The organism is Pseudomonas borbori (assembly GCF_900115555.1).
GTDB lineage: Bacteria > Pseudomonadota > Gammaproteobacteria > Pseudomonadales > Pseudomonadaceae > Aquipseudomonas > Aquipseudomonas borbori.
Genome location: NZ_FOWX01000011.1, coordinates 94,682 through 110,123, shown reverse-complemented (window position 1 = coordinate 110,123; position 15,442 = coordinate 94,682). Strand labels below are relative to the sequence as shown.

The window sequence follows — 15,442 nt, the reverse complement described above, 5'->3', positions numbered from 1 at the left end:
GATGACGCTTTCTCCACTCAATCGACGGCGCTTCGAACTGTTCAAGGCGCACAAACGCGGCTGGTGGTCGCTATGGATCTTCCTCGCCCTGTTCGGCCTGAGCCTGGGCGCCGAACTGATCGCCAACGACAAACCGCTGGCCGTGCGCTACGACGGCGACTGGTATTTCCCGGTGCTCAAGCGCTACCCGGAAACCGTATTTGGCGGCGAATTCCCCCTGCAGGCCAATTACAAGAGCCCCTATATCCAGGAGCTGATCGCCCAGAAAGACGGCTGGATGCTCTGGCCGCCGATCCCCTTCAGCTACTCCAGCATCAATTACGACCTGCAGGTGCCCGCCCCGGCACCGCCTTCCGCCGACAATTGGCTGGGTACCGACGACCAGGGCCGCGACGTCATGGCCCGGGTGATCTACGGCTTCCGCATCTCGGTGCTGTTCGCCCTGATCCTGACCATCCTCAGCTCGATCATCGGCGTGTTCGCCGGCGCCTTGCAGGGCTTCTATGGCGGCTGGGTCGACCTGGCCGGGCAGCGTTTCCTGGAAATCTGGTCGGGCCTGCCGGTGCTCTACCTGCTGATCATTCTCGCCAGCTTCGTGCAGCCGAATTTCTGGTGGTTGCTGGGCATCATGCTGCTGTTCTCCTGGATGAGCCTGGTCGATGTGGTGCGTGCCGAGTTTCTCCGCGGGCGCAACCTGGAGTACGTACGCGCCGCCCGCGCCCTGGGCATGGAGAACGGCGCCATCATGTTTCGTCACATCCTGCCCAACGCCATGGTCTCGACCATGACCTTCATGCCCTTCATTCTCACCGGCGCCATCGGCACCCTGACCGCACTGGACTTCCTCGGCTTCGGCCTGCCGCCGGGCGCGCCTTCCCTGGGCGAACTGGTCGCCCAGGGCAAATCCAATCTGCAGGCGCCCTGGCTCGGTATCAGCGCCTTCAGCGTGCTGGCGTTGATGCTCAGCCTGCTGGTGTTTATCGGCGAAGCGGCACGCGATGCCTTCGATCCGAGGAAATGAGATGACCCGACCCGATACCCTTATCGAAGTACGTGACCTGGCCGTCGAATTCGTCAACGGCGACTCCAGGCAGCGCGTGGTCGAAGGCGTCAACTTCACCATCCACCGCGGCGAGACCCTGGCCCTGGTCGGCGAAAGCGGCTCAGGCAAATCGGTCACCGCCCACTCGATCCTGCGCCTGCTGCCCTATCCGCTGGCCCGGCATCCGAGCGGCAGCATCCACTATGCCGGCCAGGACCTGCTCAAGCTCAGCGAAAACAAGCTGCGCAATATCCGCGGCAACCGCATCGCCATGGTCTTTCAGGAACCCATGACCTCGCTGAACCCGCTGCACAGCATCGAAAAGCAGATCAATGAAGTGCTGGCCCTGCATAAAGGGCTGACCGGCAAAGCGGCCAGCGCGCGAACCCTGGAGCTGCTCGAACTGGTCGGCATCCCCGAGCCGCACAAGCGGCTCAAGGCCTACCCCCATGAACTCTCCGGCGGCCAACGGCAACGGGTGATGATCGCCATGGCCCTGGCCAACGAGCCGGAGCTGCTGATCGCCGACGAGCCGACCACCGCGCTGGACGTCACCGTACAGTTGAAAATCCTCGAACTGCTCAAGGATCTGCAGGCGCGCCTGGGCATGGCGCTGCTGCTGATCAGCCACGATCTCAACCTGGTTCGGCGAATTGCCCATCGCGTATGTGTCATGCAGCAGGGAAAGATCGTCGAACAAGCGTCGTGTGAACAGCTGTTCCATGCGCCGCAGCATCCCTATACCCAGGAACTGCTCGGCGCCGAGCCCAGCGGCGAGCCGGTGGCCAACCCTGCCGGCGAGCCGCTGCTGGAGGTCGACGATCTGCGCGTGTGGTTCCCGATCAAGAAAGGACTGCTGCGCCGTACCGTCGATTATGTGAAAGCGGTGGACGGGATCAATTTCAGCCTGCCCCAGGGCCAGACCCTGGGCATCGTTGGCGAAAGCGGTTCCGGCAAGTCCACCCTGGGTCTGGCCATCCTGCGACTGATCGGCAGTCAGGGCGCCATTCGCTTTCAGGGTCAGGTACTGAATGGCTTGACGCAGCACCAGGTCCGGCCGCTGCGCCGACAAATGCAGGTGGTCTTTCAGGACCCGTTCGGCAGCCTGAGCCCACGCATGACGGTGGGCATGATTGTCGGCGAGGGCCTGCGCATTCACCGTATGGGCACAGAGGCGGAACAGGAACAGGCGATCATCGACGCACTTTTGGAGGTAGACCTGGATCCGGACACCCGGCACCGCTACCCTCACGAGTTTTCCGGGGGGCAACGGCAGCGGATTGCCATTGCCCGCGCATTGGTGCTGAAACCGGCGCTGATACTGTTGGACGAGCCGACTTCGGCGCTCGACCGTACCGTTCAGCGTCAAGTAGTGGAGTTGCTGCGTTCGTTGCAGGCCAAGTACAACCTGACTTACCTGTTCATCAGCCACGATCTGGCGGTGGTCCGCGCTATCAGCCACCACCTGATAGTGGTCAAGGAGGGTCAAGCAGTCGAACAAGGCCCGGCCGCGGCGATTTTTGCCGCGCCACAGCAAATTTATACCCAGCAGTTGCTCGAAGCCGCCTTATTGGCTCCCGGCACTGCTGACTAAATCCTTAAAAGCAGGAAGAGGAAGAGCACACATGGGTTTTCTAAGCGGTAAGCGCGTACTGATCGTTGGCGTTGCCAGCAAACTGTCCATCGCCTCGGGCATCGCCGCGGCCATGCACCGCGAAGGTGCCGAACTGGCCTTCACTTATCAGAACGAAAAACTCAAGGGTCGCGTCGAAGAATTTGCCGCCGGCTGGGGCTCCGGTCCCGAGCTGTGCTTTCCCTGCGACGTCGCCAGCGACGAGGAAATCGCCGCGGCATTCGAAGCCCTGGGCAAACAATGGGACGGCCTGGACTGCATCGTCCACTCGGTCGGTTTCGCCCCCGGCGATCAACTCAATGGCGACTTCACCGACGTCACCACCCGCGAAGGCTTTCGCATCGCTCACGACATCAGCGCCTACAGCTTCGTCGCCCTGGCCAAGGCCGGCCGCGAAATGATGAAAGGCCGCAACGGCAGCCTGCTGACCCTCTCCTACCTGGGTGCCGAACGCACCATGCCCAACTACAACGTCATGGGCATGGCCAAGGCCAGCCTGGAAGCCGGCGTACGCTACCTGGCAGGCAGCCTCGGCCCGGAAGGCACGCGGGTCAACGCTATCTCCGCCGGACCGATCCGCACCCTCGCTGCGTCGGGGATCAAGAGCTTCCGCAAGATGCTCGCCGCCAACGAGAAGCAGACCCCGCTGCGCCGCAACGTGACCATCGAAGAAGTCGGCAACGCCGGCGCCTTCCTCTGCTCCGACCTGGCCTCGGGTGTCAGCGGCGAAATCATGTACGTCGACGGCGGCTTCAACACCACCGCCATGGGTGCGATGGAAGATTGATCGCGACCCCGTGAATCGGCAGGGAGACGGCCTGTACAGGCCGTTCCCCTGCCACACCACCCGGCCTGCGGGTCCGCGCCTCGAGACCATGAGAGACGCACCCGAACCACGCAATGTTCAACGCGCGACTCAAGCCCGGAAGACTGTTATGCCAGCAACGATGCGAGTGCTCGGCTACCTTCTGCACGACCTGCTGCCACGCGCCCAGTGATCGCAATTCTCGATAAATCGCAGGATCGCACTTCCACTGCCTGAACTGGATCGCTCCAACAGACCATTGCCCCCAGACGATGCAACCGAGGCCAGGACCAGACGTCCCCGCAACACAGCGGAGCAACAACCGCAGGCTGGCCTGATGAAGCAGGCTTTCCAGCCAGCAAGCCTTGGCCGCAGAGTATCGCCGAGCGGCTGCATGCGACCACTTCACCGCCTTCGCGGTGATCAATTCACCCGCAAGATAGCGCCCATGCCTGGCGCACCACATAAAAAACGCGGCCGAAGCCGCGTTGCGAGAGTGATTTGCTGCCGTTGATCAGGCCACTGCAGCCTGCTGCAAATCTCGCCCTAAGGGGCCTATCGCAGGGTAACCCGGCGCACGGGAGCACGTGCGCCGAGGAGCAGCATTTGACTCAGAAAAAACCCAGCGGGTTGATGTCGTAGCTGATCAGCAGGTTCTTGGTCTGCTGGTAGTGGTCGAGCATCATCTTGTGGGTTTCGCGGCCGACGCCGGACTTCTTGTAACCACCGAAGGCGGCGTGCGCGGGGTACAGGTGGTAGCAGTTGGTCCACACCCGACCGGCCTTGATCGCCCGCCCCATGCGATAAGCGCGGTTGATGTCGCGGGTCCACAGACCAGCGCCGAGGCCGAACTCGGTGTCGTTGGCGATCGCCAGGGCTTCGGCTTCGTCCTTGAAAGTGGTGATGCCCACCACCGGGCCGAAGATTTCCTCCTGGAACACACGCATCTTGTTGTTGCCCTTGAGCAGGGTCGGCTGGATGTAGTAGCCGCTGGCCAGGTCGCCTTCCAGACGCTCGGCGGCGCCGCCGGTGAGCAGCTCGGCCCCTTCTTCCTGGGCGATCTGCAGGTAGCTGAGGATCTTGTCGTACTGCTGCTCGGAGGCCTGGGCACCGACCATGGTCTCGGTATCCAGCGGGTTACCACGCTTGATCACCTGGATCTTCTTCATCACTTCAACCATGAAGGCGTCGTAGATCGACTCCTGCACCAGAGCGCGGGATGGGCAGGTGCACACTTCGCCCTGGTTGAAGAACGCCAGTACCAGACCTTCGGCGGCTTTTTCGATGAAGGCCGGTTCGGCGTTCATGATGTCTTCGAAGAAAATGTTCGGCGACTTGCCGCCCAGTTCCACGGTCGACGGAATGATGTTCTCGGCGGCGCACTTGAGGATGTGCGAGCCCACCGGGGTGGAACCGGTGAAGGCGATCTTGGCGATGCGCTTGCTGGTGGCCAGAGCCTCACCGGCTTCGCGACCAAAGCCCTGGACCACGTTGAGCACCCCCGGCGGCAGCAGGTCGCCGATCAGTTCCATCAGCACGGTGATCGACAGCGGCGTCTGCTCGGCCGGCTTGAGCACGATGCAGTTGCCGGCGGCCAGGGCCGGGGCGAGTTTCCAGGCGGCCATCAGCAGCGGGAAGTTCCATGGAATGATCTGCCCGACCACGCCCAGCGGTTCGTGGAAGTGATAGGCAGCGGTGTTTTCATCGATCTCGGCGGCGCTGCCTTCCTGGGCGCGGATGCAACCGGCGTAGTAGCGGAAGTGATCGGCGGCCAGCGGCACGTCGGCGTTGAGGGTTTCGCGCACGGCCTTGCCGTTGTCCCAGGTCTCCGCCACGGCCAGCACTTCGAGGTTGGCTTCGATGCGGTCAGCGATTTTCAGCAGTACCAGCGAACGGTTCTGCACGCTGGTCTTGCCCCAGGCGTCGGCGGCGGCATGGGCGGCGTCCAGAGCACGCTCGACGTCTTCGGCACTGGAGCGGGGGAACTCACCGATCACCGAGGCATCGACCGGGCTGGTGTTAGTGAAATACGCACCATTGACCGGCGCAACGAATTCGCCACCGATAAAGTTTCCGTAGCGCTGCTTGAGATTGATAACCGCGCCTGGAGTACCGGGTTTAGCGTAAATCATGATGATGACCTCTGTTGTTTTGTCGGAGCCTGCCCCAGGAGCGCGGAACAGGTCATGGTTCGATATTAGGAAGCCGCCAGCTCGGCCGGTATGCGCCCATGGCACAAAACCTCTCGTCATTTGGTAGTAGATGCGCAGGTGCCTATGCCGGGGTCTGCCAGCGAGTTGGGGCTGGACATCCCAGCGTAGCTGCTTCTACTACCGCGCGCTGCCGGCATCCGGCCAAAACGGGCATATATATGAGCATGCCGAGCAAGAGCGATAGCACAGATTGGCAGCAGCGCCCATACAGCCTCCCACTCCCGCATGAATGGCCTACTCGGCTTTCGCTGAGCATCGACATAATCGGCAAGCCGCCGCCGTGTTCGGCACCGGCTCATATAGTCAGAAAACTGCCCGCCCATTAAAGTTATCTCGCTCGAGAAAACAATCCGCAATATAACCAGCAAACAAAAAAAGCGTTAAGCCTCCCAGACAAGCACGCATTCAGCCTTGATTAAAATCAACAACACCAACCATCGCTCCAACTATTTAAATAACGCAACGACTCTACGACCAACTACCCGGAAAATTGACTCCAAAGTCGTATTAATGTGCGCCAAAACCTGCCTGTAACCTCAAGCTGCATCACCGCAAAACATTAAACTTAGCCAAAACAGGAGATAGGCCATGCAGTGGATAGATCCGGACTTTTGCGACCTGCGTCTGGGCTTCGAAGTCACCGCGTACGTTTACGTGCGCTAAGCCGTTAACCCGGCGGGGTGCCTGAGATGGCGCTCCGCCGCATCAACTGCGAGAAAGACCCCATGACAACTGCTTCGATAGACCCGGCAGATCGTTTCGAAATTCGTCCGCCTTTCATGTTCCGCTGGGAACAGTCGCAGCAAGCCCATGTCCTTCTTTATCCGGAAGGCATCGTCAAACTCAATAAAACCGGCGGCGACATTCTCAACTGCTGCGATGGCAATACTAACGTAGCCGAATTGATCGAAAAACTTGGCGCACTGTATGAAGTATCCGACGCGGATGTGATTCGCAATGGCGTCCTGCGCTTCCTGGAGGTGTCCCGTGGCAAAGGCTGGATCCGAATTAAGGCTTGATGGCAACGGCAACCCGGTCTGGTTGCTATTGGAGTTAACCTACCAGTGCCCGTTGCAATGCGTGTTCTGCAGTAACCCACGCAACTTTGCCGACTACCGCCGCAATGAGCTGAGCACGGCGGAATGGATCGACGTGATGCGTCAGGCCCGCGAACTCGGCGCCATGCAGATCGGTTTTTCCGGCGGCGAACCGACGCTGCGCAAGGACCTTGAAATTCTGGTGGCCGAAGCCGATCGCCTGGGCTACTACACCAACCTGATCACCTCCGGCATAGGTCTCACCGATGCCCGCCTGCGCGCACTCAAAGACGCCGGCCTGCGGCATATCCAGCTCGGTTTCCAGTCCACCGACAAGGCCACGGCGCATCAGCTGGCCGGCGTCGATTGCCTGGAGCGCAAGCTCGGCATGGCCCGCGCCATCAAGGCCCAGGGCTTCCCGATGGTGCTCAACGTGCCCATCACCCGGCAGAATATCGGCCAGATCCCGCAGATCATCGACTTCGCCGCCGAGCTGGGGGTGGAGTATCTGGAACTGGCCAACGTGCAGTACTACAACTGGGCGCTGCTCAATCGCGAGCAATTGATGCCGACCCGCGAGGAACTGCTGCGCGCCGAAGCCCAGGTGCAAGAAGCTCGCAAACGTCTGGGCGAGCGCCTGACCATCTTCTTCGTCATCCCCGACTATTACGAAGGCCGGCCCAAGGCCTGCATGAACGGTTGGGGCGCCATCCACCTGACCATCGCACCCAACGGCAATGTGCTGCCCTGCTCCCAGGCCAGTAGTTTCAAGGATCTGGAGTTCCCCAACGTACGCCAACAGCCTCTGAGCGAGATCTGGCACGACTCGCCGGTCTTCAACCTGTACCGCGGCGATGCCTGGATGCCCGAGCCGTGCCGCAGCTGCGACGAGAAGGAAAAGGACTTCGGCGGTTGCCGCTGCCAGGCGCTGTTGCTCACCGGTTCCGGCGACAACACCGACCCGGCGTGCAGCAAGTCGCCGCATCACCACCTGATCCAGCAGGCGGTGGAACTGGCGCAGCAGCCGCCACAGCCGACGGGCACACTGATTGCGCGCCACGCCAGCCAGGGGGTGAACCTTGAAACTGCCCCATGACTCCTTCGCCGGCACCGTCGGCGCCGGCCTCGCACTGACCCTGGGCTGCTACCTGTTGCTCCAGTTCTGGCTGGTATAGGAGCTGCCCATGGCCGTCATCGATCTACTGGCTCGCTACGCCCACCTGCTGTTCGCCCTGGTCTGGGTCGGCCACAACTACGCCAACTTCATCCAGAACCCCAGGTTCGTGCCGCTGCAGAACGGTATCGACACCAGCACCCTGAACCGCGATCTGGAACAGCGGATGAAGCGCGAGCACGGCATCTTCCGCTACGCCTCGCTGGTGGTCTGGATCTCCGGCCTGCTGATGCTCTGGCAGCGCGGCTGGCTGGAAGACGCCCTGCTGCTGCAGGGCCCGCTGGCGGTGATCGGCCTCGGCGCCTGGATTGGCACCCTGATGCTGCTCAATCTGTGGCTGGTGCTCTGGCCGCACCAGAAGAAGCTGCTGGGCTTCGTTCCGGCCAGCCTGGAGGAGCGGGTACGCTGCTCACGGATCACCTTCCTCTCCTCGCGCAGCAACACCATCCTGTCGATACCCTTGTTGTTTCTGATGGCGGCTGGCGGTCATGGCCTGCACCTGTTTTCCTGAAGACGCACCGGCGACCCGCGGCGGCGAGCGCTACAACTTCGCCGCCGGGCCGGCGATGCTGCCGCCGACGGTGCTCGCGCAGATTCAGGACGAGCTGCCGGACTGGCGCGCCAGCGGTCAGTCGATACTGGAACTGCCATTCACCGGCGCGCCGTTCAAAGACCTGATGCACGAGACCGAACAGGATCTGCGCAAGCTATTGGCCATCCCCTCGAACTACCGTGTGCTGTTCATGCATGGCGGCGCCTCCTGCCAGTTCGGTTTGCTGCCGTTGAACCTGCTCGCCGCCGGCCAGTCGGCCGATTATCTGCAAAGCGGTTATTGGGCGACCAAGGCAATCACCGAAGCCCGTCGCCATGTACCGCTGAACATCATCGCCAGTGGCGAACACGACGGCTTCACGGCGATTCCAGACGTCAGAGAGTGGCGCCTGAACTCGCAGGCCGGCTACTGCCACATCACCAGCAACGAGACCGCCAACGGCCTGCAGCTCCAGGATTTCCCCGAGCTGCCGGTGCCGCTGGTGGCGGACATGACTTCGGACTTTCTCACCCGCCCACTGCCGATCGAGCGCTTCGGCCTGATCTACGCCAGCGCCCAGAAGAACCTCGGCGTCGCCGGGCTGTGCCTGCTGATCGTCCGCGACGACCTGCTCAAGCCGCCGCAGGCCGGACTGCCGTCGCCGTTCAGCTACACCCTGCAGGCCGAACAGCAGAGCCGCCTGTGCACCCCGCCGACCTTCGCCCTGTATTGCGCCGCCTTGATGCTGCGCTGGATCGGCCAGCAGGGCGGACTGGACGCCATGGCCCGCGCCAACCGGGAGAAGAGCCAGCTGCTGTATCGCGCCATCGATGCCAGCGCCCTCTACCATTGCCCCCAACGCGCGCCGGATCGCTCGCCCATCAGCCTGTGTTTCCAATTGCGCGACGAGCATCTGTTACCGAGTTTCCTGGCCGAAGCGCAGCAGGTCGGACTGTATAACTTGCAGGGCCACGGCGCCGTCGGCGGCATCCGCGCCAGCCTGTACAACGCCATGCCACTGGCCGGGGTCGAACGCTTGCGGGACTTCATGCACGATTTCGAACGCCACCATGGCTGATGCCATGCGCCACCTCGGCCAGCAGCTGGCCCTGCGCCTGGCCTGCCTCAGCGCCCGCTACCCCAGGACGCCCATGACAGTAAAATCGCTCGAAGTCATGGGCTTGCACTTCAACTCGCCGCTGGGCATCGCCGCCGGTTTTGACCGGTTTGGCCGGCTCGGCCGGCGTGCCGGCGCGCTGGGTTTCGGCTGCAATGAGATCGGCAGCCTCGCACTCGCTGCAACGTCCCGGCTGGCGACACCCGCGCCCGGAACGGCGCTACTGGGGCTTAATCTGAGCCTCGACGCAGATCTTTCCCTGCATACACTGCGTGCCGGTCTGGCCTGCGCCTGGCCACTGGCCGACTACTTGACGCTCAACCTGATCGGCCCCAACAGTGCCGCGCTACTCGGCGCCGAACAACGCCCACGACTGCGCCAGCTGCTGGCCACTGCGCGCACCGAGCAGCGGCGCCTGGACCGGGCCGGACGCCGCGTGCCATTGGTGGTAAAGCTGCGCTGCCTGCCCGGCCGGGTGCCCCTGGCCTTGGTCGAACTGCTGCTGGAGCTGGGCTACGACGGCCTGCTCGCGGCCCATGACCCGGGCCCTCCGGCGACTCGCCAGCGTTACCGCGCCTGGCAGAACCCAACCCAGCAGACCCAGGCCTGCGTGCAGATCGAGCAACTGCGACAATTGTGTGGCAAGCAGATGGCACTGATATCGGTCGGCGGTATCCAGACCTTCGAGCACGTCACCGCCAGACTCGCCGCCGGGGCCGAGCTGGTACAGGTACACAGCGTCCTGCTACGTGCCTGGCCCTGGCAGGCGCACCGCCTGCTTGCCGGCTGCAAATACTAGCAGGCCGTTGAAAAATGTAGCGAGCGACGGCTAGGCAAGGCGCGCTGCGCAAGGAGCGGGAATGTTCAGTGAGCCAAGTGCCCGCACTTTTCACGTAGCGCAACGCAGTTGCAGCCGCCCGACGGCGGTCGCAGCAGGCAAGCGATTTTTCCCAGTCTCTCAGGTTTTACTGAACGCATAAGCGATGGGCGAGGCAGCTCGACAGAGAAGTAGCAACCTGTCGAAGCATGCCGCGTAATTTCTGCCCCCCACGGGCAATCCGAGACCAGGCAACGAGCGCTCCCGCCTGCGCACGACAGTCAGACAGAAGCTCTAGGATGAAAGCTGCTGGCGTTCTACAATCGCCTGCCGCGCGCCTCTGAAAGCCTCGCATGCCTACTTGCCTTATACACGCCCTACCCTACCGTGCCGACCCGGCCACCTACTTCAGTGCTGTCTATCACGCGCCCGGGGCGGTGCTGCTGGATGCAGGCCGCCCGGCCGCCCTACGGGGACGCTATGACCTGATCAGCGCCTGGCCAACGGCCGAGCTGACGCCGATGCCTGACGAACCGGCCAAGGACTTCCTCCAGCGCCTGCGTGCCAGTCTGGCCGCACTGGGTGAGGCCAAAGCGCCTGAGGACTGCCCACTGCCTTTCGTCGGCGGCTTGATTGGCTACCTGGGCTACGACTTCGGCCGGCGCCTGGAAACCATGCCCGAACAGGCAAGCGACGACCTGGGCCTGGCCGACGCGCAACTTGGCTTGTATCCCTGGGCCCTGATCACCGACCATCATCTGGGCACCAGCCAGCTGATGTTTCATCCAGCGCTGAGCCGTGAACGGCAGCAGCGCCTGATCGAGCTGTTCGAGGCACCGCCAGCGCAAACGCAGGCGCCTTTCAAGCTGGAGGGGGCATTTCGGGCAGATATAGATGAAAACGACTATCGCCATGCCATAGAACGCATCCAGACCTATATCCAGGCCGGCGACTGTTACCAGGTGAACTTTGCCCAACGCTTTCGCAGCCACTACCGGGGCGACCCCTGGACGGCTTATCGCGCCTTGCGTGCCGCCTGCCCAACCCCCTTCGCCGGCTACCTGGCCCTGGCGGATAACGGCGCGATCATCAGCCTCTCGCCCGAACGTTTCCTGCGCGTCAGTGAAGGTCACGTGGAAACCCGTCCGATCAAGGGCACACGCCCACGCCACAGCGACCCCGAGCAGGATGCCGCGCAAGCCGAAATGCTCCTGGCCAGCCTGAAGGATCGCGCCGAGAACCTGATGATCGTCGATCTGCTGCGCAACGATCTCGGCCGCAGTTGCGCGATCGGCTCGGTGCGCGTGCCGGAACTGTTCGCCCTGGAGAGCTATCCCAACGTGCACCATCTGGTCAGCGCGGTGACCGGCGAGCTGGCACGAGGCAAAGACGCCCTGGATCTGATCGCCGGCAGCTTCCCCGGCGGCTCGATCACCGGCGCACCGAAAATCCGCGCCATGCAGATCATCGACGAACTGGAACCCACCCGCCGCGCACTCTATTGCGGCTCGTTGCTGTACCTGGACGTGCGTGGTGAGCTGGACAGCTCGATTGCCATCCGCAGCCTGCTGGCCAAGGACGGGCAGATCAGTTGCTGGGGCGGCGGCGGGATAGTCGCCGATTCCGACTGGCAGGCGGAATACCAGGAGTCCATCACCAAGGTGAAGGTCTTGCTGGAAACGCTGGAGGGGATGTAGCGGCAAGCCGCAAGCGAGTATCGGGACGACCGCCTTCGCCCTACTCTTGCAGGCTCGCCGCTGCGATCACAGACTCAGCTCGCGATTGGACGCCTTGATGAACTCGCGCTTGAGATCATCGAAGGTATGCACCGCCGGGAACTGCGGGAACTCGCGAATCACGTTTTCCGGCGCATGGAACAGGATGCCCGCATGGGCCTCGCTGAGCATGCTGGTGTCGTTGTACGAGTCGCCTGCGGCCAGTACGCGGTAGTAGAGACTCTTGAGCGCGATCACCGACTGCCGCTTGGGATCCTTCTGGCGCAGCTGGTAGCTCACCACGCGATCGTTCTCGTCGGTGACCAGCTTGTGGCACAGCAGCGTCGGGAACCCCAGCTGACGCATCAGCGGCTGGGAGAATTCGTAGAAGGTGTCGGAGAGGATCACCACCTGGAAGCGCTCACGTAGCCAGTCGACGAACTCCACCGCGCCGTCCAGCGGCTTGAGGGTGGCGATGACTTGCTGGATGTCGTTCAGCTTCAGGCCATGCTCATCGAGGATGCGCAAGCGCTGCTGCATCAGCACGTCGTAATCCGGAATATCCCGGGTGGTCGCCTTCAGCGATTCGATGCCGGTTTTTTCCGCGAAGGCGATCCAGATCTCCGGGACCAGAACACCTTCCAGGTCGAGACAAGCGATTTCCACGGGACACTCCTAGCTTGGGCTTGAAAGAAGGCGGCACTCTAGCGGCTCGTCGGAGGCTGCGCAACGCACGGCTTATACCCAAACAAGATGGTCATCCTTGCACTTGGTTATTTAGCGCTATAACGCCTTTTTGCTACCATCGACGCACAGAGCGTCCCGAGGATGCCAACACACCAGGCTCAATCGCCTGGCGGCACCCTCCCAGCGCCACCCCAACCAGGAATCCAGCCCGATGAGCCACCCATTCGATGTAGCCGAACTGGCCGCAAGCTACGCCAGCAAGTCGCCCCAGGACATTCTCAAACTTGCCTTCGAGCACTTTGGTGATGAGCTGTGGCTTTCCTTCAGCGGCGCCGAGGACGTGGTACTGGTGGACATGGCCTGGAAGCTGAATAAAAACGTCAAGGTTTTCAGCCTCGACACCGGCCGTCTGCACCCGGAGACCTACCGCTTCATCGAGCAGGTGCGCGAGCACTACGGCATCGCCATCGACGTACTCTCCCCCGAGGCGACCGCGCTAGAGGCCCTGGTCAAGGAAAAAGGCCTGTTCAGCTTCTACAAGGATGGCCACAGCGAATGCTGCGGTATTCGCAAGACCGCCCCGCTGCGGCGCAAGCTCGCCACCGTCAAGGCCTGGGCTACCGGCCAGCGCCGCGACCAGAGTCCCGGCACCCGCAGCCAGGTCGCTGTGGTGGAAATCGACACGGCCTTCTCCACCGCGGAAAACACCCTGTACAAGTTCAACCCGCTGGCGCAGATGAGCAGCGAAGACATCTGGGCCTATATCCGCATGCTGGAAATCCCCTACAACAGCCTGCACGAGCGCGGCTTCATCAGCATCGGCTGCGAACCATGCACCCGCCCCGTGCTGCCCAACCAGCACGAGCGCGAAGGCCGCTGGTGGTGGGAGGAAGCCACGCAGAAGGAGTGCGGCCTGCACGCCGGCAACCTGATCGCGAAGAACTGAGAGCTTGTGAAAAAACTCTCGCCTACTGCGATATTTTCACAACCTCTGATGCGCCGACCCGCAGAAAAACCGGGCACCTGGCCGGTTTTCTTCCTACTCGAACGCCTCTCAGTAAACGGGTAATTCGACATCGTGGAACAACTCTTCCAGCTCGGATTTGTTGTGACACTGCACCGCCCTGGCCAGCACATCGCGGGTCAGGTGCGGGGCGAACTTCTCGATGAAATCGCACATGAACCCGCGCAGGAAGGTGCCGCGGCGAAAGCCTATCTTGGTCACACTGGACTCGAACAGATCGCTGGCATCGAGCACCACCAGATCGGGGTCGAGGGTGGCGTCCACCGCCATCCTGGCCACGATGCCCACTCCGAGGCCGAGACGCACATAGGTTTTGATCACGTCGGCGTCGGCGGCAGTGAAGACTACCTTGGGGGTCAGACCGCGATGACTGAAGGCTTCATCCAGCTTGGAACGGCCGGTGAAGCCGAACACGTAGGTGACGATCGAGTGCTCGGCCAGGGCTTCCAGAGTCAGCTTCGGCAGTTTGCTCAATGGATGGCCCTGGGGCACTACCACGCAGCGGTTCCAGCGGTAGCACGGCATCATCACCAGGTCATTGAACAGCTCCAGTCCCTCGGTGGCGATGGCGAAATCCACGGTGCCATCGGCGGCCAGCTCGGCGATCTGCATCGGTGTGCCCTGGTGCATGTGCAGGGCGACATCCGGGTATTGCTTGATGAAGGCACTGATCACAGGAGGCAAGGCATAACGCGCCTGAGTGTGGGTAGTGGCGATGGACAAGGTGCCCTTCTTCTCGTTGGAGAATTCCTGGGCTATCTGCTTGATGCTCTCGACCTTGCGCAGGATTTCTCCGGCAGTGGTGATGATCCGCTCACCCGCCGGGGTAACCCGGGTCAGGTGCTTGCCGCTGCGCGCGAAGACCTCCACGCCCAACTCGTCTTCGAGTAAACGGATCTGCTTGCTGATGCCCGGCTGCGAGGTATAGAGGCTTTGCGCGGTGGCCGAAACGTTGAGGTCGTGATGCGCGACTTCCCAGATGTAGCGCAATTGCTGGAGCTTCATAAAAATCCCTCAAAGCAGAATAAGCAGCCGTTCAATGGCCGGCGGCGTTATATAACCATATATATGGTTTAACCATTTAATCTAGATGATTATATTTGGCCTTGCCGATTATTCTTCAAAATATAAATAGCCCTCAGACCTCCCCCCGGGCTCGGTGCTGCAGCATCGGCACCAGATACACCGGCACTTCGGACAACTGCACCAGACGCGCCGCCGTACGCCCCAACGGGATATCCAGGCCGGCGCCATGGCTGTGGCTGCCGACGACCAGCATATCCACTCCACGTTTCTGCGCCTCCTCGAGAATCACCAGGGGCGGATCGCCCTGCACCACCTGCACCGCACGGATCACCTCGAGCTCATGCTGGGACTCGCCGAGCTCATCACGAAACCCCTCCAATACCCGTTGCTCGATACTCGCCATAACCGTACTCAAGCCTTTAGTGCGCAACTCCTTGAGACGCTCTTCATCCAGATAGGTTTGCAGCACCGACTCGGCAAACAACCCCATTGGTTCCACCGCATGCACGACATACAGGCTGGCATTGAAAGCACGAGTCAGGGCCAAGGCATGTTGCAAGACATAGGGAGCATAAAGACCAAGGTCGGTAGCATAGAGAATCGAGCGAATCATGCGGCCT

General features: G+C 62.0%; 15 protein-coding genes. 11 read left to right on the top strand and 4 right to left on the bottom strand.

Annotation, left to right across the window (positions count from 1 at the left end; genetic code table 11):
• Window position 1: 1 nt before the first annotated feature.
• From BM315_RS10510 to fabI, 3 genes are read left to right on the top strand one after another with little or no spacing between them, the layout of a single operon-like run.
• The gene (locus tag BM315_RS10510) at window positions 2–1,021 is read left to right on the top strand and encodes an ABC transporter permease (protein WP_090500636.1); all 1,020 of its coding nucleotides are present in this window, start codon (window positions 2–4) and stop codon (window positions 1,019–1,021) included.
• Window position 1,022: 1 nt separating this feature from the next.
• The gene (locus tag BM315_RS10505) at window positions 1,023–2,636 is read left to right on the top strand and encodes an ABC transporter ATP-binding protein (RefSeq protein ID WP_090500634.1); all 1,614 of its coding nucleotides are present in this window, start codon (window positions 1,023–1,025) and stop codon (window positions 2,634–2,636) included.
• Window positions 2,637–2,667: 31 nt separating this feature from the next.
• Window positions 2,668–3,462 (top strand): enoyl-ACP reductase FabI, encoded by a 795-nt coding sequence (gene fabI / locus BM315_RS10500; RefSeq protein WP_090500632.1) that lies wholly within the window; start codon window positions 2,668–2,670, stop codon window positions 3,460–3,462.
• Between the two features lie 629 nt (window positions 3,463–4,091).
• On the opposite strand, the gene exaC is transcribed toward fabI, so the two are convergent.
• Window positions 4,092–5,612: an acetaldehyde dehydrogenase ExaC gene (gene exaC, locus BM315_RS10495; protein ID WP_090500630.1), complete on the bottom strand. Its 1,521-nt coding sequence runs from the start codon at window positions 5,610–5,612 to the stop codon at window positions 4,092–4,094.
• Window positions 5,613–6,281: 669 nt separating this feature from the next.
• Here exaC and pqqA point away from each other — a divergent pair.
• The 7 genes from pqqA (at window position 6,282) to pabB (ending at window position 12,067) form a co-directional block, all read left to right on the top strand.
• Window positions 6,282–6,356, top strand: coding sequence for a pyrroloquinoline quinone precursor peptide PqqA (pqqA, locus tag BM315_RS25450; RefSeq protein ID WP_003282509.1), 75 nt, complete (start codon window positions 6,282–6,284; stop codon window positions 6,354–6,356).
• 62 nt (window positions 6,357–6,418) lie between these two features.
• Window positions 6,419–6,712, top strand: coding sequence for a pyrroloquinoline quinone biosynthesis peptide chaperone PqqD (gene pqqD, locus BM315_RS10485; protein WP_090500704.1), 294 nt, complete (start codon window positions 6,419–6,421; stop codon window positions 6,710–6,712).
• Complete coding sequence (gene pqqE / locus BM315_RS10480; protein ID WP_425287778.1) at window positions 6,651–7,826, top strand: pyrroloquinoline quinone biosynthesis protein PqqE; 1,176 nt, start codon at window positions 6,651–6,653, stop codon at window positions 7,824–7,826. Before pqqD ends, pqqE begins: the two co-directional genes overlap by 62 nt.
• A gap of 88 nt (window positions 7,827–7,914) precedes the next feature.
• Complete coding sequence (locus BM315_RS10475) at window positions 7,915–8,415, top strand: urate hydroxylase PuuD (protein WP_425287777.1); 501 nt, start codon at window positions 7,915–7,917, stop codon at window positions 8,413–8,415.
• Window positions 8,393–9,514, top strand: coding sequence for a 3-phosphoserine/phosphohydroxythreonine transaminase (gene serC / locus BM315_RS10470; RefSeq protein WP_090500624.1), 1,122 nt, complete (start codon window positions 8,393–8,395; stop codon window positions 9,512–9,514). The genes BM315_RS10475 and serC overlap by 23 nt, the downstream gene beginning before the upstream one ends.
• Window positions 9,507–10,352: a beta/alpha barrel domain-containing protein gene (locus BM315_RS10465; RefSeq protein WP_090500622.1), complete on the top strand. Its 846-nt coding sequence runs from the start codon at window positions 9,507–9,509 to the stop codon at window positions 10,350–10,352. The genes serC and BM315_RS10465 overlap by 8 nt, the downstream gene beginning before the upstream one ends.
• A gap of 371 nt (window positions 10,353–10,723) precedes the next feature.
• Entirely contained in the window at window positions 10,724–12,067 is a 1,344-nt protein-coding gene (pabB, locus tag BM315_RS10460) for an aminodeoxychorismate synthase component I (protein ID WP_090500620.1), read from the top strand.
• Window positions 12,068–12,133: 66 nt separating this feature from the next.
• On the opposite strand, the gene thrH is transcribed toward pabB, so the two are convergent.
• On the bottom strand, window positions 12,134–12,751 hold the full coding sequence (gene thrH / locus BM315_RS10455) for a bifunctional phosphoserine phosphatase/homoserine phosphotransferase ThrH (RefSeq protein ID WP_090500618.1): 618 nt from the start codon (window positions 12,749–12,751) through the stop codon (window positions 12,134–12,136).
• 232 nt (window positions 12,752–12,983) lie between these two features.
• Between thrH and BM315_RS10450 the strand changes: the two genes are divergently transcribed.
• Window positions 12,984–13,718, top strand: coding sequence for a phosphoadenylyl-sulfate reductase (locus tag BM315_RS10450; protein ID WP_090500615.1), 735 nt, complete (start codon window positions 12,984–12,986; stop codon window positions 13,716–13,718).
• Between the two features lie 108 nt (window positions 13,719–13,826).
• Here BM315_RS10450 and cysB read toward each other — a convergent pair whose 3' ends face one another.
• Both cysB and BM315_RS10440 read right to left on the bottom strand, forming a co-directional pair.
• Window positions 13,827–14,801 carry an HTH-type transcriptional regulator CysB gene (gene cysB, locus BM315_RS10445; protein ID WP_090500613.1) on the bottom strand — a complete coding sequence of 325 codons (975 nt, stop codon included), beginning with the start codon at window positions 14,799–14,801 and terminating at the stop codon, window positions 13,827–13,829.
• Window positions 14,802–14,934: 133 nt separating this feature from the next.
• Window positions 14,935–15,435 (bottom strand): universal stress protein, encoded by a 501-nt coding sequence (locus BM315_RS10440; protein ID WP_090500611.1) that lies wholly within the window; start codon window positions 15,433–15,435, stop codon window positions 14,935–14,937.
• Window positions 15,436–15,442: the final 7 nt, after the last annotated feature.